Source organism: Sphingobium sp. TomMM7A (assembly GCF_055397305.1).
In genome coordinates, this window is sequence record NZ_AP027312.1 from 538250 (window position 1) to 562201 (window position 23952).

Sequence of the window (23952 nt, forward strand, 5' to 3'; positions counted from 1 at the left end):
TGGGAGACTAGATGATGCTTCGTGATCTCGCAGAGCAGTTCCGCCCTGTCGCACCTCCGCAGCTGATCGATAAAGCCTATACGGACGATCAGCATGCACGTTTGTTGAGTGTTGCTCGTAACAATGGTCCTTGGCCGTTGATGCTGGCGGAAAACTTCAAGACGCCGGAGGAGGTTATCGCCACGACCTCAGGCGCAGGCAAGAAATTGCCGGAAGGGGTCAAGCTGACCTGGGACATGATTGGCATCTATCCCGGATTTCGAGGATATTTGGCGCGCGGGGGCACCTGCTTCTACCCGGAGATCGAGGACTGCTATTACAACTCCCGCTTTCTCGAGCTGGTGCGTAATTATTACGACTGCCAATATGCCGAGCCGGAGACCTTCCTCTTCAATATCCAGGGACCAACCCCCCTTGGCGGGCCACCCCATCTGGATGGCACGGTCTTCCGTGGTTTGACGATGGAAAACACGCCGCTCTGGCTGCTGCTGACCATGGCGAAGTCCTGCCTGTTCAATCGCTGGCGCTCGAAGAAGGGCCAGGTGATCGCCTGGTATTATAAAGGTAAGATCGGCGGCGGCTTCAACTGCTGGCCTGATGGGCCGAGCGGTGAGGCCATGCAGATCAACGCCCCCATGTGGGGCCGTGCAGTGGTCGTCGAAAATGAGATGACGTTCCACCATGGACAGGCTGCGGGTCCGGTCGCCATGCGCAGGCCGCAAGGGCTCGACATCAGTTCGACCTTTGGCCCTGATGCGCAGGATCCGACCGGCTGGCAGATCGAAACTTTTGGCAAGGTCACCCAGAAGGTGCCGGAAGAGGAAATGCGCTTCCTGGTCCATTGGGGCGCCCGCCTGTTCAAGGACATGGACGATTTCAAGCTGACCTACGATCACCGAGACGACATCACCCATGAGCAGGCGATCAACATGCTGATCGAGGACATGAAGAAGCGTGGTGTCCAGTTCGAAGTGCCGACCGACCCCATGAACGACAATGCGTTCGTCGGACTGCTGGCCACGGTCTATGATATTGGTGGTCCTACGAACATCCCGCCCGATGCAATGGATCAAGCTGCCTAAGGGCGGCTTCATCCACCGCTTCACGCAGTTCGGCGACCAGTCAATCGCTGTGCGAGAATGTCAGAATAGGAGACAAAACGTGGCTATACCCTTTGGCAAGAACGGCAACACCGATTTCATGTTCACCAAACTCCAGGTCAAGGACCTGGACAAGGCGGTGTCCTTCTATTCCTCGGCCATCGGTCTGGTCGAGATGAACCGCGTTGAAGCGGAAATCAATGGGCGGAAAGTCAGCGAAGTCGTGTTTATGCCGACCTACGAGGGTGGGCCGCTGTTCATTCTTGCTCAGTTCCACGACACCCAGACGCCTGCCGCACACGAGTTAATTCTGGGCCTGGCAACGAAGGATATCGCCGACCTGATCGCCCGAGTGGAAAAAGCCGGTGGACGTGTTCTGGAACCAGCGCGGGAAGTTCCCGGCATGGGCGGCATGCAGGTCGCCTTTGTTGCCGATCCGGAGGGTCACATGCTTCAGCTGAGCCAGAACGGCGGTTGATTTTGCAGGAAACAGGCTCGCGAGGAGCGATGGCGCTTTTCGCGAGCCATGTGCCGGTCTGAGCAGTCGCAGCGCCTTATCCCATAGGCGGATCTGCCTCCCCGGTCAGCGCCACGGCGCGGCCCAGCGCCTCGCGGCATTCGCCCACGATGCGCTCGATCAGTTCGGCGCATGTCGGAATATCGTCCATCAGGCCGATGCCAAGCCCTGCCCAGACCAGCCCGCCATCCACTTCGCCACTCTCCAGCGCAGCGCGCCCACGCGCACCGGCGACCAGCGGCCGAATATCCTCAAACGTCGCGCCGGGCTCCCGTTCCTTGACGTTCACCTCCTCCGCGACGGCATTGCGGAACACGCGGGCCGTGTTGCGCAGCTGGCGGAAGATCAGCGTCGTGTCGCGCTCCGTCCCCTGCACCACCGCCTGCTTGATCGCCTCATGGATCGGCGCTTCCTTGGTCAGCATGAAACGGGTGCCCATGGTCACGCCTTCCGCGCCCAGGGCCAGAGCCGCCGCCATGCTGCGCCCGGTCGCCATGCCGCCCGCCGCCAGGATCGGAATGTCCAGCGCCCGCGCCGCAGCGGGGATCAGCACCATGCCCGGAATATCATCCTCGCCCGGATGCCCGGCCGCTTCGAACCCGTCGATCGATACGGCATCGACGCCTGCACGCTGGGCCGACAGCGCATGGCGGACGGCAGTGCATTTGTGGACGATCTTGACGCCCGCCTGCTTGAACCGAGCGATGAACTCGGCGGGACTGCGCCCGGCGGTCTCGACCACGCCAACGCCTGATCCGGCGATGACTTCCGCATAGGCTTCGTAGGGAACCGGCTGCGCGGTCGGCAATATGGTCAGGTTCACGCCGAACGGCTTGTCCGTCATCGTGCGGCACCGCTCGATCTCGGCGGCCAGCGCCTCGGGCGTCGGCTGGGTCAGCGCCGTCAGGATGCCCAGACCGCCAGCATTGGACACCGCCGAAGCCAGCTCCGCGCGGCCCACCCACTGCATGCCACCCTGGATAATGGGATAGCGCGTGCCGGTAAGCTCGGTAATCCGGGTCTTCATTCCACCATTCCCCTTTGATCAGGCCGCTTCCGCCTCGCCTTTATCCTGCGTCCCAACCGCCAGCACTTGTATGCGGCAGACAGCCCAGCGCTTCTGCTTAATTTTCGAAGGTAAGAGCAAGGATGAGAATCTTCACGACGCCAAGGCTCTACCGCCCTGTGTCCGGCTCATCCAAGCAAAGTTGATAGCCGCCCCGAAAGATAGAGCCATGAGCAGCAGCATCGCCACATGATAGTTGTTCGTCGTATCTCGCAGCCAACCTGCGGCCGGAGCGCCGAACGTGAAAGGCAGGGTGAAAGCGCCGAGAAATCCTATAGTGCGCGGAAATGCCGCTACCCCGAATATCTGGGCGACGAGAACCGCAACCAGCGGGAAAATGGCCGCTCCCGATATGCCCATGATTATCATCGCCAGCGCCAATGCTGGAAACCAGCCACTTGCTGAAATTAGGATCCAACTGACGGTCAATCCTGCACCGGCAGCACTCAATGTGCGGGCGGGGCCAAATTTATCACAAGCCAGTCCTGCCAGGATGGACCCGAATATGCTTGCAAAGCCCTTGATGGACAGGAGCAGCGCTCCCCAGCGGGCTGCGACCCCATATTCGGTTGCGATGGCAACGATATGGGCAGACCCGGTGATGGTACTCGCCTGAAGGACACCCTCGCCGATCAACACCCCCCAGAACAGCGGATGCGAGAGGATGGAAGGTCGTGAGCCCGCAGCCACTGTGGCGCTTTCGGGGCAATCGCTCTGCGGTGGCTCCGAAATGCCCAGCAGTACGGGCAGGAGCAAAATGTGCAGTACCGCTAGGGTCACGAAGAATGCCGGCAGACCAAATCTTTGTATGACTGCAAGGCCGAGCAGGGGAATGACAGTGACGAATAGCGGAATATACGCAATCCCGACCGCCCTTCCTCGCGCCTGTGGATGCCAATTCCCGGCCAATATACTAGGCGGCAAGCCTCCGAGCAGAGAAGCGCCAGGGCCGATCGCGAGCGTGCATACGATAAGTGTAGCCTCAATCGATTGCACCAAGGCAAGCAGAAGATAGCCCGTTATCGAAAGCACAGCACCGGTCATCATGGTGTTGCGCAGGCCGATCCGGGAAATCATTCCCGCGACGATCAGACCCAGCCCGCTCATCGCCAGCACCGTGAGGGCAAGGACCATCGCGGCCATGCTCCGCGTCGTGTCGAAACGGGCCTGAATCGCCAATATGCTGACCGCAAAGCCGCCAAACGCGCACCCTGTGGCTGTGTTCTGCGCGAGAAATGCCCGGACGAGCATCATGCGCGCTGTCCGCCTGTTCGGGTCAGCGGCGGCGCGCCGTTGCGCAAGGCTGCTCATATTATGGCGATCCCAAAAAAGTGGAGAAGGCGAGCGTAGCCGTCACGTCAACTGTGACGAGCGGCTACCTTTGCTCACAATAGCTGCCTCATTTTTCCCGTAACGATGCGTTATCGATGACGAATCGGTAACGCACGTCGCCCTTTTCCATGCGCTCATAAGCGGCATTGATGTCCTGAATGTCGATCAGTTCGATGTCGCTCGCGATGCCATGCTCTGCGCAGAAATCGAGCATCTCCTGCGTCTCGGCGATCCCGCCGACATTGGAGCTGGCGACCGACTTGCGGCCCATCATCAGCGACACATTGTGCAACGGCGGATCGATCGGGCCGAGCAGTCCCAGCAGGATGAGTGTCCCGTTCCACGCAAGTGTCGCGACATAGGGATTCACGTCATGCGCGTTGGGAACAGTGTCGAGGATGAAGTCAAAGCTGTTGGCCGCCGCCGCCATCTGCGCCTCGTCAGTTGACAGCACGACATGGTCGGCGCCCAGACGTCGCGCCTCTTCCTCCTTGCCCGGGCTGCGGGTGAAGAGCGTCACTTCGGCGCCCATCGCCTTGGCGAACTTCAGCCCCATATGACCCAGGCCGCCAAGGCCGATCACCGCCACCTTGTGTTCCGCGCCGACCTTCCAGTGACGCAACGGCGAATAAGTGGTGATGCCTGCGCACAGCAGTGGCGCGGCCGCCTTCGGGTCCAGGCCGTCGGGGATGCGTACCGTGAATTTTTCCGACACGACGATATTTTCGGAATAGCCGCCTTGCGATGGCATGCCGTCATGCCGATCCGCGAACCCATAGGTGGGCGTGGCATATTCCACGCAATAGGGTTCTTCGCCCGCGTTGCATGGCTTGCACTTCTGGCAGGAGTCCACATAGCAGCCCACCCCAACCATGTCGCCGGGCTGGAATTTGCTGACGCTGCTCCCGACAGCCGCCACCCGGCCAACGATCTCGTGGCCAGGAACAGTCGGATAGGTGACATACCCTCCGTGATTGCGGACGTGATGCAGGTCAGAATGGCACACGCCGCAATAGAGGATATCGATCGCCACGTCGTCGGCACGAAGATCCCGGCGGGCGAAGGAGAAGGGCTCCAGATCGGTATCGGAGGCCAGCGCGGCATAGCCTTTGGTCAATTTGGTCATGACTGTGTCTATTGTCCTTAGATGAGGCCGAGACCGGAGAGGTCAGCCAGATATTTGCCGATCAGTTCGCGCGACAGATGCGGGACATCCTTGGCAGCGCCCACTTCATGCCGGATCACATCCGCGCGGAAGCGGGCGGAAGGAACGCTGGTCCCGAATTCTCCCGGCATCTGATATTGTAGCTGGTGCAGCAGCGGCAGCGACGAATGTTGCCGCCGATCCTCGGGCAGCGCACGCATGGCGGTGCCGAAACGTTCGAGCCAGTCGGCGTAATCCTCGATCCGTTGGACCGGATATCCGGCGGCGTCTATCCAATCGACGAAGCTGTCCAGCGAAATGCCGTCATCATGGGAATTGATGACATGGTAGGTGCGATAGCCGCTCGTCGCCTTGGCCCCCAGGACGGCGATGGCCTCTGCCGTGAAGTCCACCGGCAGCCCGGGATAATGTGGCTTGGCCGTGCCGCTGTAGAAAGACCGCGGCGCCAGCCCCGTCACTACGATGCTGAGCAGCAAGCGGGTGAACATGTCGGGGACGTTGAGTTGCCCTTCATAACGGCTGTGCGCCAGGATCATGTCCGACCGGAAGGTCGCGACCGGCAGGCCGAAGCGGTCATGCGCATCCCGCAACAGAACCTCAGCCGCCCATTTGCTGTTGGCATAGCCATCGGCATAGCCCTCGCTCGACAGCGGCCGGACGGGGGACGTCGTGCGCACGTCGGCGTCTTCGTCGATCATCACGCCGTCCGGCGTATGGGCCGCCGCCACGGTCGAGACATTGTTGATGGGCTTTAGCCTATGCGTGATGCCCAAGCGGATGACCTCCGCCGTGCCTGCGACATTGGGGCCGAACAGCTGATGATAGGGCAGGACGTGGTTCACCAGTGCGCCTGGATGGACGATCAGATCCACATCCTGGGCCAACCGCTTCCAATCGGCATCGGCAAGGCCAAGCTGCGGTTCGCCAAGATCGCCTGCCAGAACCTCCAGATGCGCGTCGGCGAGTGCCTCGAAGCGGCTCTTAAGTTGCGGGTCGCTGCTGAAGACCTGCGCGATGCGCTGCCGTGCCGCTGCTGCGTCGCGACCACGCGCGACGCAGATCAGCTTGCCGCCTACGTCGGCCATGCGCTCCAGCCATTCCAGGCTTAGGAACCGCCCCAAAAAGCCGTTCGCTCCGGTGAGGAAAACCGTCCGCACTTCCGTCGAAGGAGGCGAGGCGTTGCGCGCCGCGTCGAGGACACTGCCATCGATGAAGCGATCCAGCGTCAGGTCGCTCGCGCGGATCTCCTTCGCACCGGCGCCGTGCACCGAAGCAAAGGTCGTTCCCTTCGCCTCGCCACTCCGACCCCGTTCGATGAACTGGGCGAGGTCCTGCATGCTTCCGGCAGGGCTGTTGATGACCGATACCGGCACATCGATGCCGTAAATATCTTCAAGCAGCAGCGAGCAGGACACGGCCGAGAGCGAGTCTCCACCCAGATCGGAGAAGCTCATCCGCTTGGAAAGATCGACATCCTCCAATCCGAGCGTCGCCTTGACGGCGCGGGCGACGGCTTCGAGCACGGGAAGCTCCTTGCCTTCACGGCGCAGCGCCTCAAGCTCATCCTGCTGGCTTGCCGCGATCCTGTCGTAAACGGCTTCAAGCGCGCCGGTATAGCGTTCCTTGAACTTGGGCCGCTGATATTTGCCGATGCCCGCCAGCAGGCCGTTCTCTGCGCTGAAGGGCTCATGCTCGACGATGAAGTCGCGCGGCACTTCATAAGGTTGCAACTGTTCGGCGCGTGCGATGTTCTGGATCGCTTCGCGCAACGCGTCCTTGATCGCAGCCGGGTCATCGGCGATGCCCATCTGCTGGAGCGTCGCTTCATTGGGCACAAAGACACCCACCAGAAATGCGCGCTCGCTGCTGCCGTATAGATAGACTTGCCGGATGAGCGGATCGCCGTTGGTGAAGATCGCCTCCAACCGGGCAATGGCGACGAACTCGCCCTGCGCGAGCTTCAGCACATTGTTGCGGCGATCGATGTACACCAGATGGTCGGGTGCGATCTCCTGCATGATGTCGCCGGTCTTGTAATATCCGTCTTCGTCGAAAACTTCGGCGGTCACATCAGGTCGCTTGTAATAACCAAGCATGATGCTCGACGTCTTGATCCGCAACTCACCGCGCGGATAAGGCTTATCGGTCTTGAAATATCCAAGCTCAGGCACGTCATCCAGCTTATAGTCGATCACTGGCGGACGAACGACCCGGTTGTCGGTCAGCACTGCGGCGACTTCGGTGGCGCCATAATTATTGCCGAGCTTGTAGCCCAGACATTCTTCCATGAACTGCGATAGTTCAGGGGCGAGCGGGGCCGAGGCGAATGAAGCGACGAGCAGCCGCCCGCCGAGGAGAATATCGCGGGTTTCGCGCAGCAACTCGGCCTTGACCGTGTCCAGGTCCGCGCCGGGTACGGAGCGCCGGTCGAGCGCGACCTGATATTGCTGGTAAATCATTTCGCACACGCGCGGGACCAGCATCATGTAGCTCGGTCGACAGATGCGCATGTCGTCGAACAGTTCGGACAGGTCCTTCTTGCCCGTGAAATAGCCAATGCCGCCCAGCCCCAGGAGCGAGAAGACGATGCTCCGCCCTGACGTGTGGTTCATCGGCATGTAGATGAGGTTGATCATCGGCATGGGCGAATCGACGAGCCACAGCTGCTTGATCATCCGCTCAGGCAGCATCGCGCCCTTGGGCAGGCCGGTGCTTCCTGATGTGTAGTAGATGGTGGAGAGCCGCTCTCCGTCCGCCTTATCGAACAGTGGCGCGGGCGGCATCGCGCTGCCCTCCGCCAGAGCCATTTCCAGCGTGACCAGCAAATGCGACAGACCCGCATCGGCGAGCTTTGCCCGGGCGGCCTCGAACCGCTCGCGCTCGTCATCAACCTCCGGATGATAATCGAACAGCAGCACACCGCGCGGACGATGGCCCTGGATGACCAGTTCGGCGGCCGTTTCGATATATTCCAGGCTGACCGCCAGCCAACTGGGCGCCACCTCGTTGAAGATGGACAGCGATTGCTGGAACGCGCCATTGGCCTGAAGGGGAACCGCCACTGCCCCATTGTGGATCGCGGCAAGATCGACCGTCGCAAAGTCCACGCTGCCAAAGGCAAGAAGGCAGAGAAACTCATCGGCTCCCAGCGACTGATCAGGATTATTGTGCCAGAAGGCGGCAAGTCGACGCGCCCGGTCCCATAACGTGGCGTAGCTTGTCGTTTCGAAATGCTTCTGGATCTCCCGCGTGGTGCGCCCGGTCGCGGGATCGACCTTCAGTTCCACCGCGCGCTCGGCCAACGCAGGTCGGTCAGCATAGCCCTCCATGCAAATCGCCACGATCTGGGCGAAACCGAGACCACTGAGACGCTTTGCAGTGTTGATTGCAGGGTCCGGTATCGCTGCCGCGACTTGCGGATCGGTTTCGATCAATAACTTAAGCCGTGTTGCAATGCCTTCGGCATAATCGTCCATCGACACCGTGTATTGCGAGCGATCCAGCTTGTCCTGAATACCCATATCACCTCTCGAAATTATCTTATTCAGAACAATATCATTCTATTGCCCGGAACATCTTTCTTCAGTTCATCCATCTAACGATGAGGACGATCGAAATTGCAGCCGATGCACAGCTTGGCTGCGGTGCCTACTTTCGCCTTGCGTCGTGAAACTACGACTCCTGCCGCCGGGCAATTCCGTCGTCAGAAGCATGGCCTGAATATTTGGCAATCACCAAGTTTTGTCAATGACCGTTTTTTGAGCAGTGCGCATTTCTCACACGCACGCAAAGGCAGGCCTGAAAAGGCCGTGTTTCTGGTCATCCCATTTCCGTTTGGCGCCCTGCGCGTCAGCCCTGCTTGGCCGGGGATTTAGCGCCTGTCTTGGGGAGTTTCGATATGTCTCGCGGAGTGATCGTTTTTGCTAGCTCTACCAAGCCCTTGACCGCGATATTCTTGACGCCGGGCATGTCGGATGCCCATGGCCGCCCAAAGCCCGAAAACATCGTCATTCCATCCGTCGCGCCATATATGAATATGGCTACCACTGCTGCATCCTCATGGCTCAACGCGGGGTTCAACCGCTCCACGAAAGAGGTGATCATCTGATGGACATGGCGATGCAGTGCTCCCAGCCTATCCGCCACCAATTTGTTATGGTTGGCCATGGCCCAAAGCTCGGTAAACAGATGCGCGGTCTGCTTCGTGCTGACGTCATCAAGAATATGGGCGATCAATCGCGCCAACCCATCCTCTGCGGAAAGGCTGGGCTGTTCCATCGCTCCGTTGACCTGGGTTTCGCCCGCAACAAGAATCTCGTCGAGCAGGACCTCGACCAACAGCTCCTTGCGCGGAAAGTGATGATTGACGTGTCCGACTTTCAAGCCGCATTCGGTGGCGATGCGTTGGAGCGTAAAGGCGCTGGCGCCTTCCTCGACCAATACATGCAGCGCCGCCTTAAGGATGGCGTTCACCGTTTCGGCTCCGCGCGAATAGACGCCAGGTTTCCGGCGCTTGGTTCCAATACGGTCATCGTTCATGGGCCGCTTATATCTCTGGCTGGGCGGCGATCAACCGACGAAACGGAAATGGGGTAATAGATTAAGCGACCCGGGCGTCTCGCGGTGAGACGACCGAATCGCGCTGCTCCCTTACGATTGTCCGGGGCACCTGATTTTCCCCATTGACAAAACCTTGTCATCCACCAAGTATTTGACGCGGGCGCATGTTGCTCAGCGGGGAGGTAGAGGAAAGGAGCCGATATCCCGGGGAGTTAGAAAGAAAAGTGTCTCCTCGGGTGATTCTATCTCCGATTCGGAATGATCTTACTGAGTTCTATATCGGCGAGATGAGTTTCGAAACGCGATTATAGGTTGATAATACTGACGTGATTCAAGTCATAACCATTTTGGTTCATGGCATGAGTTTCTGCATCTATGAATTGACGATTAACTTCGTAACTATGCTGTCCATTCGACAATTGCGAAATTTTTGAAAAATATCACTAAACAAAAAGGGGAGATTCCATGATTGCGCGACACTTATTTCTCATTCGAACCTTGATGGGGAGTGTAGCTCTCGCAGGCTGCGCTGGAACGGCCTTTGCTCAGACGTCGACGGGACCGGGTGAGCCCACGGCAGCGGCAAGCGGTCCTGCGGCCTCCGGTCTGTCGGAAATCATCGTGACGGCACGCAGGCGGGCCGAACGGCTTCAAAATGTCCCGATCTCTGCCACGGCCTTTGATGCTGGCTCGCTCACGCAGCGAAATATTTCAAACACGCAGGACTTGCTCGGACAAGTGCCGTCGCTCGTTGTCGGCGGCTCTGGCCAGCAGCGCAATAGCGAGAACGTGACCATCCGTGGCCAAGGCGCGACTTTCAATGCAGCCCCAGGCGTGGTGCTCTATTCGGCCGAGGTTCCGATCATCGCCGATCAGCGCAATAATGCGCAGAATGGCGGTGGCCTCAATTATTATGACCTCGCCAGCCTGCAGGTATTGCGCGGGCCGCAAGGCACGCTGTTCGGCCGCAACACGACAGGCGGCGCCGTCTTGTTCGAGCCGCAGCGTCCAACCGATCGGCTCGAAGGCTATGGCCAGATCCAATATGGCAATTACGATTCGATCGAATTGCGCGGTGCTGTCAACGTGCCAATTGTTGAAGACAAACTCTTGCTGCGTGTCGCCGGCATTTATCAAAAGCGGGACGGCTTCACGCACGAGATCACCACTGACACAGACTTGGACAATCGCAACCGTTATTCATTCCGCGCAGGACTGACTTGGCGCCCGGCGGACGGGATTGAGAATTATCTTCTTGCGACCTTCGCTCGCGTTCAGGAACATGGCACCGGGACGGTGCTCAACGCCGTTCCCGCCGGTGTCGATCCTCAAACGGGGCTGCCGTTCAGCACATATCTGCAGCAACAGATTGATCGCGGAATCCGTTCGGTAGCCCTTAGCCCACTGCTCTTTAGCGAACGCACGCGCTATTTCTCCGTGACAGATATCTTTTCGGCAGAACTCACGGATGCTTTGACCTTCCGCAACATCGCCAATTATCAGCATCTGAAGAACAGCGCGCCTTTTGATGGTGACGGCTATCCCGACGATCACAGGCCGCCATCCGCACAAGGCGGAACTTTGATCGGGGGGGATGAGATTAGTCCCGGTGGATTTTCGAAATATAACTATTACACTGACGCACGCCAATATTCGATCGAACCTCAGATTCAAGGCAATTTGGGTGAAGACGCGCTCAACTTCACGGTAGGCGCTTACTACCAGAATGTTAAGCCGACAGGTCCGCAGCTTGTCAGCGCGTCTAATCCGACAAGAAGAGGTCAAAGTTCAGACAGCAAAGCGCTTTATGCGCAGGGAACGTTATCGTTCGGCAGTTTCTCTGACAGTCTTGATGGACTACGGTTGACAGTCGGCTATCGCTATACATGGGACAAGCTGACGGCCTTCTCAAACTTCGGCCTCCCTGACGCTCCGGTTACGTCATCGAGCGCCAAATTCAAGGCGCCAAACTGGACAGCGGGCCTCGACTACAATGTCGACAAGAATGTGTTGTTGTACGCAAAGGTCAGTCGTGGATACAAGACAGGCGGCGTGGGCACTGCAACGCCCGCCCCTGAACTACGCTCGTTCCAGCCCGAATTCGTAACGGCTTATGAAGCAGGCATAAAAGCCGATTGGCACATCGGCAGCATTCCGATCCGCACGAATATCAATTATTACTACACGGATTATAAGGATCTGCAGAGGACAGGCGGAACCGCCTATTTCTATAATGGGCAACAGGTCTTTGGCGCGCAGACCAGCAATGCGGGGAAAGCACATATCCAGGGTGTGGAGTTCGAAGGCGAGTTGCGGCCCGCTAGCTGGCTCACGCTATCGGGAACCTATTCGCACATCGCTGCGAAATATGACAAATATGCAACGCCATCGCTGTTTCCTGACGGCATTCCCGCCTTCGGCCTGCCGCCCGGCTTCGATTGCGGCGTGGGCGTTCCGTTCAATGGCGCAACGGGCCAGTGCGTCCTGACTGGCATACCTTTCCAGTTCACGCCGAAGAACCAGTTCAGCATTACCGGCAGGGTGGATTTGCCGCTGGATGAGTCCATCGGGAAGGTCAGCATTTCCGCTACCTATTCCTATATCGACGCTCAATACACGTCGCCTTCCAAGGCGCCGGTCGACGAACCGTTCGCCTATATCGGCGGAAACTGCCCCCGCCTGAATTCCGGTGCCTATGCCGGGTCAGTCCAGTGCGGCCCAGGAGATGGTTATGGCTTGCTCAGCATGAACTTGCAGTGGCAGAATGTCGCAGGATCGAACTTTGACCTCGGCGCGTTCGCAACCAACCTTACCAACGTAAAGTATATCATCAGTAGCCAGGGCGCATCCTATCAGAATGGCTTCAACTCCTACATATATGGGGAGCCCCGAATGTACGGCGTATCGATCCGATATCATTTCGGTAGTTGAGTAAGGCGAAGCGCCATCGCCCAATGGGGCCGGTGGCGCTTCGAGCCGAACATCCGTTTCTCCATTTTGGCCCTCCGATTCTAGTCGGGAGCCATGAGAGCAGAAACCGCCAGCGGAACGGTTCGGGGATTTGTAGCGCCGTTCAGGGCCAGCACCGATAGGATTAGCGCCGTTGCGCCATTGCGGATCGCTGCCGCTGCTGCCGGTGCATAGAGTGGCGAATGGTTGGTGGGCGGCGCCATCCCGCGCGCCTTATAATCGGCAAGTGTTTCGGGCCGGTCGCCTCCGACCATGAGATAGGCGGAGGGGATGCCCCTTGCAGCGAATTCGGAAAAATCCTCGCTACCGGAAAAGCCAGGGGCACTGGCGGGGATCGAGATCACGCCAGAGCCGAATGCAGCCTTCAAAATGGGTGCGATCTTGCCCATGAGGCTGGCATCATTGAGCGTTGATGCCGTTCCGTTCAGCTGGGTGATCGTTGGTGCCGGTGCGCCTGCCATGAGCGACACCGCACGCGCGGTCCTATCCACGCCGCTAAGCAGGAGGGCGCGCACCTCCGGCGTGAAGGAGCGCAGGCTAAGTCGGAGCGTCGCTGTGTCCGGGATGATGTTGCCGACGCTGCCTGCGTGAAAAGCGCCGACCGTGAGGACGCCAAACGTCGCCGCTTCCTTCTGTCGGCTGATAATTGTCTGTACGTCGCTGACGAAATGCGCGCCCATGACGATCGGGTCGATGGACGAACTGGGCGCCGATCCGTGCGCGCCACGACCGTTGAAGGTGATTTCCAACGCGTCGGACGCAGATAGGATGACTCCATCCTTCATCACGACTGCGCCAAGCGGCAAGCCGCCGCCAACATGCGCCGCTAGCGCATAATCCGGCTTGGGGAAGCGGGAGAAGAGGCCGTCATCCAACATTGCCTTGGCGCCACCCAATGGTTCTTCGGCGGGCTGGGCGATGAAGAGCAATGTGCCGCGCCATCGATGCTTTATCGAAACCAGCGCCTGCGCTGTGCCGACCCACCACGCCATGTGTACATCGTGGCCGCAGCTGTGCGCTACGAAGCTCTGCTTGCCATCAAGCTCAGCCTTTGCGCGGCTGGAGAAAGTAAGTCCCGTCTTTTCCTCCATTGGCAATGCGTCCATTTCAGTTCGCACCAGTGTCACCGGCCCGGGTCCATTCCGGTAAATGGCGACTACGCCTGTCTTGCCTACATTCTCTGTCACGTCGAAGCCGAGCGCGCGCATTTTCTTGGCTAGCAACTTCGCCGTTCTGCGCTCTTGGAAGCCAAGTTCAGGATGCTGGTGGATATCGCGATAAAGCGCTTCCAACCGGGGCATTGCGCCTTCCAGCATCCGGTCAATCACTGCTTTGTTGTCTCCACCGCCGTTGGGGTCTGGGACCCTGGGGATGGCGGTCGTCTCCGCAAGGGCTCCCGCCGACGAGAGCAGCAGTGTCAAGGTGGTGAGAGCGGCGATGCGCTTCATAGCTTCCTCCGGTTCTGATTATGGATGCAGAGCAACATAGCCGTGCCCGCCGAACCGCGCCCTTATCGTCTGTTCATCCCTATAACCTGGAGTGATAGCGCTATTGCAGGGACGCGCGGATGGCCTTAGCCAACAGCGCGCCGCTGGGTGTCAGCAGCTCTTCGTCCCTTTGAATAAGCGCAATATGCATTTCAGGCAGGTCAATGCCGAGATCAACCTTGGTCAGCGCGCCACTCTCGAACCTGTGATCAAGATGCGCATTCTTGATATCGGCCCAATGACTGATGAGCGCCTGTTGCTCTGCAAGCTTGAAGTAAACTGCAATAGACGTGCAACGGGAAATCCGCTTTGGAACATTACAGCCCAGCCGGTCGGCGAGGACGGGGATATATCCGTGATGATAGTCGGCCAAGTCGCCGGTGATCCATTCAAGCGCCATCAGCTGGTCGATTGTCTCGGGCAGTATAGGGCCTTGTCCTCCAACCGCCAGCATCGTCGGATAGCTTCTCAACGCAGCGTATTGCAGACCCGCGAGATCCAAACTGCCATAATGGTGGACGATGCCGAGATCGAGTGTTCCGCTGCGCACCGCATCAAAAATATGTGCAGGTCTCAATTCTAGCAAAGTCAGTTCCACAGACGGTTGGCGCTCGCGAAAGCTAGCAAATACGTCCGCGATATTCGTGCCTGCAATCGGCGGTGAAATGCCGATCAGCAACCGCCCTCCCAGCGTACCCTTCAGCCAGTCGACTTCCTCATGGGCTTTATCCAGCTCCTTCTGAATGCTGTCATGGCGTTTTGCCAGGATTGCACCAAAAGGTGTCAAGGTGGCACCCTGCACATTGCGGACAACTAGCGATACGCCGAGCTGGCGCTCCAATTCGCGGATCGATTTACTCAGTGCGGGCTGCGAAACATGCATGGCGCGCGCTGCACGCTGGATGCTTCCGGCCCTGGCAACCTCCGCTAGCGCGCGCAATTGATGAAGTTTCATCGACTTTTGCCTCTCGCCCTACCATTCCGGCACCTTAATAATGGTTTTGCCAAAGTCGGCGCTCCTTGGTTTGTGGCTTGAAATCGTTGCGATCAGAAATTTGACCGCTCAATAGCAGGATGTGGAATGGCGTTGCCACTCCCGCTTTGGTAATCGACCTTCCCCGTTTGGCGAGGCCTTGGCCGGGGACGGCTTTAGCCAAGGTGGCTTCCGTAAGTTGGTCGTCGTTTATCCGCTTTCGCATACAGGCTTTGCATAGCTCAGTGCGATTTCTGTACTTTTCGGCGTAGGCCGATGGCAGATAGTGTCTTACAAAATCGCATTTATCGGGATTGAAATGGGCACTGCCGCACAGGAAGAGACGTTTTCAGACATTCGTGATGGCATCCGCCGTCTTTGTGCGCGGTTCCCCGGAGCCTATTGGCAGGAGCTGGATGCTGAGCGGCGCTATCCCACGGAGTTCGTGACCGCGCTGGCCAGCGAGGGTTGGCTATCTGTCCTCATCCCGGAAGAATATGGCGGCTCGGGGCTTGGGCTGGCTGCGGCGACGGCGGTACTGGAAGAGGTGCATCGCTCAGGCTGCAATGGCGGTGCGGCGCACGCGCAAATGTACACGATGGGCACCGTCCTGCGGCATGGGTCGGAGGAGCAGAAGGCGCGCTATTTGCCCAAGATCGCGTCGGGGGAACTGCGCCTACAGGCATTCGGCGTCACCGAGCCGACGAGCGGCACTGATACCACCCGCATTCGGACATTCGCCAAGCGAGACGGCGATGACTATGTCGTCAACGGGCAGAAGATCTGGATCAGCCGCGCTGAACATTCCGATCTCATGGTCCTGCTGGTGCGCACGACGCCGCGCGAGGAATGCGCCAAACCCACCGACGGGATCAGCGTGCTGCTGGTCGACATGCGCGAGGCGGTGGGCAATGGCCTCACCATCCGGCCGATCCGGACCATGCTGAACCATGCGACGACGGAGCTGTTCTTCGACGATCTGCGGGTGCCAGCGGAGAATTTGATCGGCGAGGAAGGAAAGGGCTTCCGTTACATCCTGTCGGGCATGAACGCCGAACGCATACTGATCGCATCCGAATGCATCGGGGACGCGCGCTTCTTCATCGACCGCGCCAGCGCTTATGCGAAGGACAGGTCGGTATTCGGTCGTCCGATCGGTCAGAATCAGGGTATCCAGTTCCCGATCGCGCGCGCCTATGTGCAGACGACCGCCGCCGCTGCCATGGTGGATAAAGCGGCAGCGTTGTTCGATGCGGGCGTGCAGCCGGGCACGGAGGCGAACATGGCTAAGATGCTGGCGTCTGAAGCATCCTGGTTTGCCGCCGACATGTGCGTTCAGACCCATGGCGGCTTTGGCTTCGCGGAAGAATATGACATCGAACGCAAGTTCCGCGAAACCCGCCTGTATCAGGTTGCGCCCATCTCGACGAACCTGATCCTCAGCCATGTGGCGACGCATGTGCTGGGCCTGCCGAAGAGCTTCTGATGGGAAAGGTGCTCGAAGGCCTGTTGGTCGTCTCGCTCGAGCAGGCGGTGGCCGCGCCGCTATGCACCAGCCGCCTTGCCGAGGCTGGCGCGCGAGTCATCAAGCTGGAGCGCGCGGAGGGTGATTTTGCGCGCGGCTACGATTCCGTCGTCCATGGCGAGAGCGCCTATTTCGTCTGGCTCAACCGTGGCAAGCAGTCGTTGCGCATTGACCTCAAGGACCCGGCCGACGCGGCGCTGGTCGAACGGATGCTGTCGAAGGCGGACGTGTTCGTCCAGAATCTTGCGCCCGGTGCGGCGGCGCGATCGGGGTTCGGATCGGCTGATCTGCGCGCCCGCTATCCGCGCCTCATCACCTGCGACATCACCGGCTATGGCGAAAGCGGCGAAGCGGCGGGGATGAAGGCCTATGACTTCCTGATACAGTGCGAAGCCGGGCTGGCGAGCATCACCGGCACGGCCGATGATCCCGCGCGCGTGGGCGTGTCGGTCGCCGACATCGCCTGCGGGATGAACGCGCATGCCGCGATCCTCCAGGCGCTGATCGAGCGGGAGCAGACGGGCAAGGGGCGGGGCATCGCCGTGTCTCTGTTCGACGGGCTGGCCGACTGGATGACGGTGCCGCTGCTGCATTATGATTATGGCGGCAAGGCTCCGTCGCGCGCTGGTCTGAAGCATCCCTCGATTACGCCCTATGGCGCCTTTGCGACGGCGGACGGATCGCAGATCGTGGTGTCGATCCAGAACGAGCGGGAATGGGCGAAATTCTGCGCCACGGTACTCGGCGACGCGAGCCTTGCGACTGACCCGCGCTATGCGTCCAACACGCTGCGCTGCGCCAATCGCCCTGAGCTGGATGCGCTGGTCGGCCGTGTTTTTGCAGCCGAAATGCCGGAAGCGCTGATCGCCCGGCTGGAAGCGGCTGGCACCGCGTGGGCGCGGCTGAACGGCGTCGACGGCCTGTCGCGGCACAGCCAGCTTCGCCGCGTTACCGCCGAAACGCCGACGGGGCCAGTCGCCTTGCCAGCCTCGCCTATAAGATGGGATGGGGAGGAAGCGGTGGCGCTGCCGGTTCCGGCATTGGGTGGCGATGATGAAGCGATCCGCGCGGAGTTTATGTGAGCGAAGTGGTGGAACATCGCAGGGACGTAGCCGCCGCCCGTCAGGCACATTTGCTTGCCGCGCTGCTCGATCATGAGACGCCGCCGTGGCGGGCGGGAGAATTGCCGCCGCTCGCCCATTGGCTGCTGTTTCCGCCTGATACGCGGCAGTCCGGTATCGGGCCGGACGGTCATCCGCTGCGGGAGGATGATGGCCTGCCGCGCCGGATGTGGGCGGGCAGCCGTGTCCGCTTCCTTGCGCCGATCTTGCTCGGCAGAGAAGTGGAGCGGGAGACCAGCCCGACTGCGGTCAATGACAAGCAGGGGCGATCGGGGCGGATGCGCTTCGTCACCTTGCGTCACCTGTTGAAGGTGGACGGCCAAGTCTGCGTCGAGGAAGAGCAGGACATCGTTTATCGCGAAGCCGGGCGGAATGGGGCTCCTCTTCCGCCCGAAAGGGTGACTCCTGCGCCGCCCGTAACGCGTGTTGTCACGATCGATCCTGTGCAGCTTTTCCGCTTCTCCGCTCTCACCTTCAATGCGCACCGCATTCATTATGACCTGCCCTACACTCGGGATGTCGAAGGCTATCCGGGGCTGGTCGTCCATGGCCCCTTCATTGCGACCTTGCTGATGGATCATTTCCTGCGCCACACCCCGGCCGCGCAGGTGGTGAGCTTCTCCTTCCGCGCGCAGCGGCCGATTTTTGCGGGAGAGCCATTCACGCTGGGGCTGTCGGGCGGCGACTTGATGGCGATTGATCATGCGGGCGGGCTGGCCATGCAGGCGCGGGTGGAAGCCCGATAGCCCTATCCTATGCCGCCAGATTCGTCAGCCCTCCAACATCCGGTAGAGAGGCGAGATCAAGTGCAGCCGTGGCGAGCGCGTCCGCCTTGTCGTTCACGAGTGCGCCATTGAGCAACGCTGCGCCCGCCGGGGGCATAGGCCGCCGCATCACCAGACACTCTCGCGGTGCCATTGCCCATGCCCATTGCGGCCACCGTTGCGAGCAAGGGTGGGGCTACCGCCGCCTCACCGCGCGCGCGCGCGATGCTGCCGATGAGGTCGAGCAGGAGGAGGGGGGGTGCGCTCGACAACTTCTGGCGGGAGGGAAGAAATCGAGACGGTGGCACAAAAGTTCGCCAAGGCTTCCGTGATTTTCATCATCTCACCGGATGACGAACGGGTTCGACACGGGCGAGCCAAGGTCGATCCACACGCTCTTGGTCTGGAGATATTCGTCCATCGCCTCCTGCCCGTTTTCGCGCCCGATGCCGCTGCGCTTCATGCCGCCGAAGGGCGCCATGAAACTGACGGCGCGATAGGTGTTGACCCAGACGGTGCCTGCTTCGACCCGTTCCGACATGCGAATGGCGCGGCCGATATCTTGCGTCCATACCCCAGCGGCGAGACCATAAGGGCTGTCATTCGCGATCGACAGCGCCTCCTCCTCATCATCGAACGGGATGATGGCGAGCACCGGCCCGAACACTTCCTCGCGCGCGATCGGCATCTGGTTGGTGACGCCGGTGAAGATGGTGGGCTGCACGAACCAGCCACCCTCCAAGCCTGCAACGGTGGGTTGGCCGCCGCCCAGCACGCATTCGGCGCCTGACTGGCGCGCGCTTGCGATATGATCGAGCACCTTGCCTCGCTGGGCGAGGGTTGTCACCGGCCCGACCTGCGTATCGGCAAGCTTCGGATCGCCGATACGGGCCGTGCCTGCCAAGGCGATCAGGCGCTCCACCACCTCGTCATGGACGTCGCGCTGCACGAGCAGACGCGATCCCGCGATGCAGGTTTGACCCGATGCCGCGAATATGCCGGACACCGCGCCATAGACTGCGCGCTCAAGGTCCGCATCGCCGAAGATGATGTTGGGCGACTTGCCGCCCAGTTCCAGCGTAACCTTTTTCAGGTTTTCGGCAGCGGAGCGATAGACCGCAATGCCGCCGGGCTCGCCTCCGGTGAAGGCGATTTTGGCAATGTCGGGATGCTTGACCAAGGGCTCGCCGCACTCCTGGGGCAGGCCGGTCACGGTATTGACCACGCCCGCCGGGAACCCCGCGCGTTCGAACAGCTCGACAAAGGCGAGGGTCGAACAGGAGGCATGTTCGGACGGCTTGATGACAGCCGTATTGCCTGCCGCCAGCAACGGCGCCAGCTTCCACGCAAGCAGCAAAAGCGGAGAGTTCCACGGCGTGATGCAGGCGATCACGCCTAGCGGCTCGAGGCGGGTGAAGGCATGCATCGACGGCTTGTCGATGGGCAGGACATGGCCCTCAATCTTGTCGGCCAGACCAGCAAAATAGCGGTAGTAGGCGGGGAGATAGCCAAGCTGCGCGCGCATCTCCACGATCAGCTTGCCATTGTCATGGGTCTCGATCTGCGCCAGCCGCTCGGTTTCTTCAGCCAGTATGTCGGCAAAGCGGTAGAGCAGGGTACCACGCGCGGTTGCTGTCAGGCCGCGCCACTCGAGCGAGCGGAAGGCGGTGCGCGCCGCCTCCACCGCTGAATCGACGTCGGCAGAGGTGCAACGGGGGATAAGCGCCCATGCCTCACCCGTCGCAGGATCAAGGCTCTCAAGCCATTCGCCGCCCGTTGCGTCGCGCACGTTACCCGCCAGCAGATTGCGGAACCGGACCAGATCATCAGCCATCACACATTCTCCCCAAGCCGACGTGGGCTGCTGCTTCAGTTTGGCCCAAAGCCTAGATGCTCCCGCATGCGCGCCTTCAGCCATACACCGTCGCGCGCGGGCAGGGCACGCGGCGTTTCTTCATGGACAATGCGGATGACGATCAGGCGCGGCCCTTCGCCGATGGTGCCGATCGCTTCACGCGCCCGGGCAATGCCAGCCTCGTCCGTGATCTCGAAACATTCGGTGAAGCCGCAGACGCGCGCCAGTTCGGCCAGGTTGATGCCTGCGCCCGCATGGCTCATCTGGCCGCCCGTCTCGCCATAATGGCCGTTGTCCAGCACGACGATCGACAGGTTCTTCGGCTGCTGTACGCCGATGGTGGCAAGTCCGCCAATGCCCATCAGTTGCTCGCCATCGCCAGTGACGACCGTCACCGGACGATCCGGCTGCGCCAGGGCAAGGCCAAGCCCGGTCAGCGCCGCGCCGCCCATCGCGCCCCAGAGGTAGAAGTTGCCGGGATGGTCGCCCGCTGCAAAGACATCGTAGGTCGGCGAACCTAGGCCAGTGACGACCAGCATATCCTTGCGATCGGCGAGCAGGTCGGCCACGGCCGCGCGGCGGTGGAGACGGTTCACTTCAGCCATTTCTTGGCTCCCAGCATGCTTTGCGACAACAGGATGGCGATCGGCTGATCGCTTTCAAACGCCATGATGGCGGCGGAGGCCATCATGGGGGCAAGGTCTTCCAGCCGGTCGATGCGGATGGTGGTGACGCCCATGATCTCAAGCGCGGCGGGCGTCGCACGGCCCATCGACACCTGCCACGGATTGAATTCCTGAAACTCGCCGCGCATCGTGACGATGGTCAGGAACGGCACGCGGCAGCTCGCCAGCAGCGAGAGCATGTTGACGCAGTTGCCAACGCCGCTCGACTGCATGAGGAGAGCGCTGCGCTCCCCGCCAAGCCATGCGCCGGTGCAAAGAGCGATGCCCTCTTCCTCGGTAGTAAGAACAACGCTCTTCATGTTCTCGGCAGCGCTGCACATGCGGATCAGGCGCGCATGGCCTGCGTCCGGAACATAGCTGACCTGCCGGATATTTGCCTGCTGCAAGGCGTCAAAGATTATCGGTGCCCAGGGGGAGTCGGCATGCGCCCCTGTTTCCGTCTCGCTAATGGCTGACATGCGGTCCTCGAAGTGGATTTCGCAAAGCCTATTGCCGGATTTGCTAAACCAATAGGAACAATCTACGCGTCCAGCTATGTCGGTTAGGCATGATAAAAAGGGTGTGAGCAGGTGGACTTCCGGCGGCTTGAACATTTCCTGAAAATCGCTGAACTCGGATCACTCAGCCGGGCAGCTGACAGGATGCGGATTGCCCAGCCTGCCCTCAGCCGCCAGATGCGCATCTTGGAGGAAGAGGCTGGCACGCCGCTTTTCTACCGCCACCGCCGGGGCATGCAGCTCACCCCGGCTGGTGAGGAATTGCGCCAGCATATCGCAGGGCCGGTACGGCAGGTCCGGCAGGCCTTTGACGATATACGGAACCAATCGGCGGAAGGGGGCGGCCAGATCGCCCTCGGGGTTCCGCCTACGGTCAGCTATATTCTGGCCGGGCGGCTTGCCCGCCGTGTCGCGGAGCAGGCGCCCAATATATCGCTGCGGATCGTCGAGGGCTATGCAGGGCACCTCATCGACTGGCTGCAACGGGGGGAGATCGACGTCGCGCTTCTGTACGGCCCGGCTTCGGATTTCCAGATGAACGTCGCGGAAATGCTGTATGAGGAGTTGGTGCTCGTAGGCCCGTCTTCCTCCGACCTCGATCCCGCGACGCGAATCCCTGTACAGGAACTCGTCAAGCTCCCCATCGTGCTGCCTAGCCAGTCGCACGGCCTTCGCCTGATCGTGGAGGCCGCGGCGCGCAAGGTCGGCGTGCCACTCAATGTTCGATTTGAAGCAGACTCGTTCCTGGTGCTCAAAGAGCTGGTTGAGTTTGGTCTCGGCTACACTGTGTTGCCGCTCTCATCCTTGAACCGGGAAGTCGACGCTGGCATCCTGCGCTACGCACCGATCGGTAATCCGCCCGTTGTTCGCCAGCTGGTGCTCGGCATGCCCCGAGAGGAGCAGTTGACCCGTTCAACGCAAATCATCGTTCGGCTGGTGCGCGAAGAGATCAAGCATCTGGTGGATAGCGGCGTCTGGAAGGCGCAGCTGCAATATTGATTTTCTGGTGCCAGCGCGGTTCGGACATATCGATCCGGCATAGGTGGCGATAGCTGTTCTATGACTATGAACGCCACTGTGGAGCTATTTTGCCGCGACGCAGGAACATGAGAATATGGGGAGGATCAGGGTTGAATAGGCGGCAAGCCGAGCCATCGGCCCGGATGAAGCGAAAGGCAGCAGGCGTCCTTTCGCTTGGCGACTATGAAGCCCTTGCGTACGCGCATCTGCCACGCCCGTTGTTCGGCTATGTCGCGGGGGCATGTGAGGATAATCTGACCGTATCGGCCAATCGGGAAGCGATGCGCCGCGTCACTTTCGTCCCGCGCGCTTTGCGGGACATGGCGGGCCGCAGCCAGCACGCCTCCTTGTTCGGTGAGAACTGGTCTTCCCCGTTCGGCATAGCTCCGATGGGGCTGTCCGCGCTGGTCGCCATGCGCGGAGACATTGCTCTCGCACGTGCCGCCCATGCCGAAAATGTGCCGATGCTGCTCAGCGCAACATCGCTCATCCGGCTTGAGGAGGTGCGCGCCGTTTCGCCCTCCTGCTGGTTCCAGGCCTATCTTCCTGCTGACCGCGACTGGATCGACGGCGTGATCGACCGGGTTGCGGCGGCAGGTTTCGGAACGCTCGTCATTTCCGTCGATGTGCCGGTGCTGGGCAATCGCGAAAATTTGATCCGCGAACGTTTCTCCACGCCGATCAAACCCTCGCTTCGGCTGGCGCTGGATGGCCTGTTGCACCCACGTTGGCTGCTCGGGACCTTTGCACCGACCTTGATCCGCCACGGCATGCCAGCGTTCGAAAATTCCAGCGCGACACGCGGCGCGCCCGTGATCGCCCGCAATGCCGAGCGCAGTTTCGGACAGCGCGACCGGCTGACCTGGGACGGCATCAGATATATTCGGGACCGCTGGCGCGGCAATCTGGTCATAAAGGGGCTGCTTCACGCCGAAGATGCAAGGCTGGCCCGCAGCGTTGGCGCGGACGCGATCATCCTGTCGAACCATGGCGGGCGGCAGCTCGATGGCGCCATCGGCACGCTCGACGCCTTGCCCGCCGCCGTCGCCGCCGCAGGTGACATGCCCGTCCTGATCGACAGCGGCTTCCGGCGCGGCAGCGACATATTGAAGGCCATTGCGCTCGGTGCGCGCATGGTGCTGATCGGCCGTCCCTTCCTCTATGCTGCGGCGGTTCATGGGGAAGCGGGGGTGCGCCACGCCATCGGGCTGCTCCGTGCGGAGATCGACCGGAACATGGCACTCCTCGGCACCAACTCGCTCGATGAGCTTGGGCCGGACTATCTCCACCGTACGGATGGAGCAGCCATATGAC

General features: G+C 60.5%; 19 protein-coding genes and 1 pseudogene. 9 read left to right on the forward strand and 11 right to left on the reverse strand.

Annotated features, from left to right (window positions below; translation table 11 throughout):
- Positions 1 to 11: 11 nt before the first annotated feature.
- Together ACZ5ZH_RS15225 and ACZ5ZH_RS15230 are read left to right on the forward strand one after the other, a co-directional pair.
- Positions 12 to 1082 (forward strand): hypothetical protein, encoded by a 1071-nt coding sequence (locus ACZ5ZH_RS15225; protein WP_464772877.1) that lies wholly within the window; start codon positions 12 to 14, stop codon positions 1080 to 1082.
- A complete protein-coding gene (locus ACZ5ZH_RS15230) occupies positions 1060 to 1578 on the forward strand; it encodes a VOC family protein (protein WP_464772878.1) in 519 nt (172 codons plus the stop codon). The genes ACZ5ZH_RS15225 and ACZ5ZH_RS15230 overlap by 23 nt, the downstream gene beginning before the upstream one ends.
- A gap of 76 nt (positions 1579 to 1654) precedes the next feature.
- On the opposite strand, the gene ACZ5ZH_RS15235 is transcribed toward ACZ5ZH_RS15230, so the two are convergent.
- The 5 genes from ACZ5ZH_RS15235 to ACZ5ZH_RS15255 form a co-directional block, all read right to left on the reverse strand.
- Complete coding sequence (locus tag ACZ5ZH_RS15235) at positions 1655 to 2644, reverse strand: NAD(P)H-dependent flavin oxidoreductase (protein WP_460988389.1); 990 nt, start codon at positions 2642 to 2644, stop codon at positions 1655 to 1657.
- A gap of 132 nt (positions 2645 to 2776) precedes the next feature.
- Positions 2777 to 3994, reverse strand: coding sequence for an MFS transporter (locus tag ACZ5ZH_RS15240; RefSeq protein WP_449469110.1), 1218 nt, complete (start codon positions 3992 to 3994; stop codon positions 2777 to 2779).
- Between the two features lie 88 nt (positions 3995 to 4082).
- Complete coding sequence (locus ACZ5ZH_RS15245) at positions 4083 to 5141, reverse strand: NAD(P)-dependent alcohol dehydrogenase (protein ID WP_464772879.1); 1059 nt, start codon at positions 5139 to 5141, stop codon at positions 4083 to 4085.
- A gap of 17 nt (positions 5142 to 5158) precedes the next feature.
- Complete coding sequence (gene car, locus ACZ5ZH_RS15250; RefSeq protein WP_464773293.1) at positions 5159 to 8656, reverse strand: carboxylic acid reductase; 3498 nt, start codon at positions 8654 to 8656, stop codon at positions 5159 to 5161.
- Positions 8657 to 9029: 373 nt separating this feature from the next.
- A complete protein-coding gene (locus ACZ5ZH_RS15255) occupies positions 9030 to 9719 on the reverse strand; it encodes a TetR/AcrR family transcriptional regulator (RefSeq protein WP_464772880.1) in 690 nt (229 codons plus the stop codon).
- Between the two features lie 522 nt (positions 9720 to 10241).
- Here ACZ5ZH_RS15255 and ACZ5ZH_RS15260 point away from each other — a divergent pair.
- Positions 10242 to 10667: pseudogene (locus ACZ5ZH_RS15260) on the forward strand (TonB-dependent receptor plug domain-containing protein); the annotation flags it as partial.
- 63 nt (positions 10668 to 10730) lie between these two features.
- The gene (locus tag ACZ5ZH_RS15265; protein ID WP_464773294.1) at positions 10731 to 12671 is read left to right on the forward strand and encodes a TonB-dependent receptor; all 1941 of its coding nucleotides are present in this window, start codon (positions 10731 to 10733) and stop codon (positions 12669 to 12671) included.
- 80 nt (positions 12672 to 12751) lie between these two features.
- On the opposite strand, the gene ACZ5ZH_RS15270 is transcribed toward ACZ5ZH_RS15265, so the two are convergent.
- Complete coding sequence (locus ACZ5ZH_RS15270; RefSeq protein WP_464772881.1) at positions 12752 to 14158, reverse strand: amidohydrolase; 1407 nt, start codon at positions 14156 to 14158, stop codon at positions 12752 to 12754.
- A 100-nt stretch (positions 14159 to 14258) separates the two neighbouring features.
- Complete coding sequence (locus ACZ5ZH_RS15275; protein ID WP_460988384.1) at positions 14259 to 15152, reverse strand: LysR family transcriptional regulator; 894 nt, start codon at positions 15150 to 15152, stop codon at positions 14259 to 14261.
- A 337-nt stretch (positions 15153 to 15489) separates the two neighbouring features.
- On the opposite strand from ACZ5ZH_RS15275, the gene ACZ5ZH_RS15280 reads away from it, so the two are divergent.
- Genes ACZ5ZH_RS15280 through ACZ5ZH_RS15290 form a run of 3 tightly spaced genes read left to right on the forward strand, consistent with a single transcriptional unit; the run spans position 15490 to position 18562 of the window.
- Positions 15490 to 16656: an acyl-CoA dehydrogenase family protein gene (locus ACZ5ZH_RS15280; RefSeq protein ID WP_464773295.1), complete on the forward strand. Its 1167-nt coding sequence runs from the start codon at positions 15490 to 15492 to the stop codon at positions 16654 to 16656.
- Complete coding sequence (locus tag ACZ5ZH_RS15285; RefSeq protein WP_464772882.1) at positions 16656 to 17777, forward strand: CaiB/BaiF CoA transferase family protein; 1122 nt, start codon at positions 16656 to 16658, stop codon at positions 17775 to 17777. The genes ACZ5ZH_RS15280 and ACZ5ZH_RS15285 overlap by 1 nt, the downstream gene beginning before the upstream one ends.
- A complete protein-coding gene (locus ACZ5ZH_RS15290; protein WP_464772883.1) occupies positions 17774 to 18562 on the forward strand; it encodes an HTD2 family dehydratase in 789 nt (262 codons plus the stop codon). The genes ACZ5ZH_RS15285 and ACZ5ZH_RS15290 overlap by 4 nt, the downstream gene beginning before the upstream one ends.
- Positions 18563 to 18618: 56 nt before the next feature.
- Here the strand turns inward: ACZ5ZH_RS15290 and ACZ5ZH_RS15295 are convergent, their stop codons facing one another.
- The 4 genes from ACZ5ZH_RS15295 to ACZ5ZH_RS15310 form a co-directional block, all read right to left on the reverse strand.
- Positions 18619 to 18852 carry a hypothetical protein gene (locus ACZ5ZH_RS15295; protein ID WP_464772884.1) on the reverse strand — a complete coding sequence of 78 codons (234 nt, stop codon included), beginning with the start codon at positions 18850 to 18852 and terminating at the stop codon, positions 18619 to 18621.
- Between the two features lie 71 nt (positions 18853 to 18923).
- Positions 18924 to 20414, reverse strand: a complete 1491-nt coding sequence (locus ACZ5ZH_RS15300) for an aldehyde dehydrogenase (protein WP_464772885.1) — start codon at positions 20412 to 20414, stop codon at positions 18924 to 18926.
- A gap of 35 nt (positions 20415 to 20449) precedes the next feature.
- The gene (locus tag ACZ5ZH_RS15305; protein WP_464772886.1) at positions 20450 to 21040 is read right to left on the reverse strand and encodes a thiamine pyrophosphate-dependent enzyme; all 591 of its coding nucleotides are present in this window, start codon (positions 21038 to 21040) and stop codon (positions 20450 to 20452) included.
- A complete protein-coding gene (locus ACZ5ZH_RS15310; RefSeq protein WP_464772887.1) occupies positions 21028 to 21579 on the reverse strand; it encodes a hypothetical protein in 552 nt (183 codons plus the stop codon). The genes ACZ5ZH_RS15305 and ACZ5ZH_RS15310 overlap by 13 nt, the downstream gene beginning before the upstream one ends.
- A 111-nt stretch (positions 21580 to 21690) precedes the next feature.
- Here ACZ5ZH_RS15310 and ACZ5ZH_RS15315 point away from each other — a divergent pair, with 111 nt between their 5' ends.
- Both ACZ5ZH_RS15315 and ACZ5ZH_RS15320 read left to right on the forward strand, forming a co-directional pair.
- Entirely contained in the window at positions 21691 to 22617 is a 927-nt protein-coding gene (locus ACZ5ZH_RS15315) for a LysR family transcriptional regulator (RefSeq protein ID WP_464772888.1), read from the forward strand.
- 164 nt (positions 22618 to 22781) lie between these two features.
- On the forward strand, positions 22782 to 23951 hold the full coding sequence (locus ACZ5ZH_RS15320) for an alpha-hydroxy acid oxidase (protein ID WP_464772889.1): 1170 nt from the start codon (positions 22782 to 22784) through the stop codon (positions 23949 to 23951).
- The last annotated feature ends 1 nt before the right edge of the window (position 23952 follow it).

Bases quoted from the DNA above. Each gene is read 5' to 3' on its own strand.
- ACZ5ZH_RS15225 (WP_464772877.1), top strand. From the start codon at position 12: ATGATGCTTCGTGATCTCGCAGAGCAGTTCCGCCCTGTCGCACCTCCG.
- ACZ5ZH_RS15230 (WP_464772878.1), top strand. From the start codon at position 1,060: ATGCAATGGATCAAGCTGCCTAAGGGCGGCTTCATCCACCGCTTCACG.
- ACZ5ZH_RS15235 (WP_460988389.1), bottom strand. From the start codon at position 2,644: ATGAAGACCCGGATTACCGAGCTTACCGGCACGCGCTATCCCATTATC.
- ACZ5ZH_RS15240 (WP_449469110.1), bottom strand. From the start codon at position 3,994: ATGAGCAGCCTTGCGCAACGGCGCGCCGCCGCTGACCCGAACAGGCGG.
- ACZ5ZH_RS15245 (WP_464772879.1), bottom strand. From the start codon at position 5,141: ATGACCAAATTGACCAAAGGCTATGCCGCGCTGGCCTCCGATACCGAT.
- car (WP_464773293.1), bottom strand. From the start codon at position 8,656: ATGGACGATTATGCCGAAGGCATTGCAACACGGCTTAAGTTATTGATC.
- ACZ5ZH_RS15255 (WP_464772880.1), bottom strand. From the start codon at position 9,719: ATGAACGATGACCGTATTGGAACCAAGCGCCGGAAACCTGGCGTCTAT.
- ACZ5ZH_RS15270 (WP_464772881.1), bottom strand. From the start codon at position 14,158: ATGAAGCGCATCGCCGCTCTCACCACCTTGACACTGCTGCTCTCGTCG.
- ACZ5ZH_RS15275 (WP_460988384.1), bottom strand. From the start codon at position 15,152: ATGAAACTTCATCAATTGCGCGCGCTAGCGGAGGTTGCCAGGGCCGGA.
- ACZ5ZH_RS15280 (WP_464773295.1), top strand. From the start codon at position 15,490: ATGGGCACTGCCGCACAGGAAGAGACGTTTTCAGACATTCGTGATGGC.
- ACZ5ZH_RS15285 (WP_464772882.1), top strand. From the start codon at position 16,656: ATGGGAAAGGTGCTCGAAGGCCTGTTGGTCGTCTCGCTCGAGCAGGCG.
- ACZ5ZH_RS15300 (WP_464772885.1), bottom strand. From the start codon at position 20,414: ATGGCTGATGATCTGGTCCGGTTCCGCAATCTGCTGGCGGGTAACGTG.
- ACZ5ZH_RS15305 (WP_464772886.1), bottom strand. From the start codon at position 21,040: ATGGCTGAAGTGAACCGTCTCCACCGCCGCGCGGCCGTGGCCGACCTG.
- ACZ5ZH_RS15310 (WP_464772887.1), bottom strand. From the start codon at position 21,579: ATGTCAGCCATTAGCGAGACGGAAACAGGGGCGCATGCCGACTCCCCC.
- ACZ5ZH_RS15320 (WP_464772889.1), top strand. From the start codon at position 22,782: ATGAAGCGAAAGGCAGCAGGCGTCCTTTCGCTTGGCGACTATGAAGCC.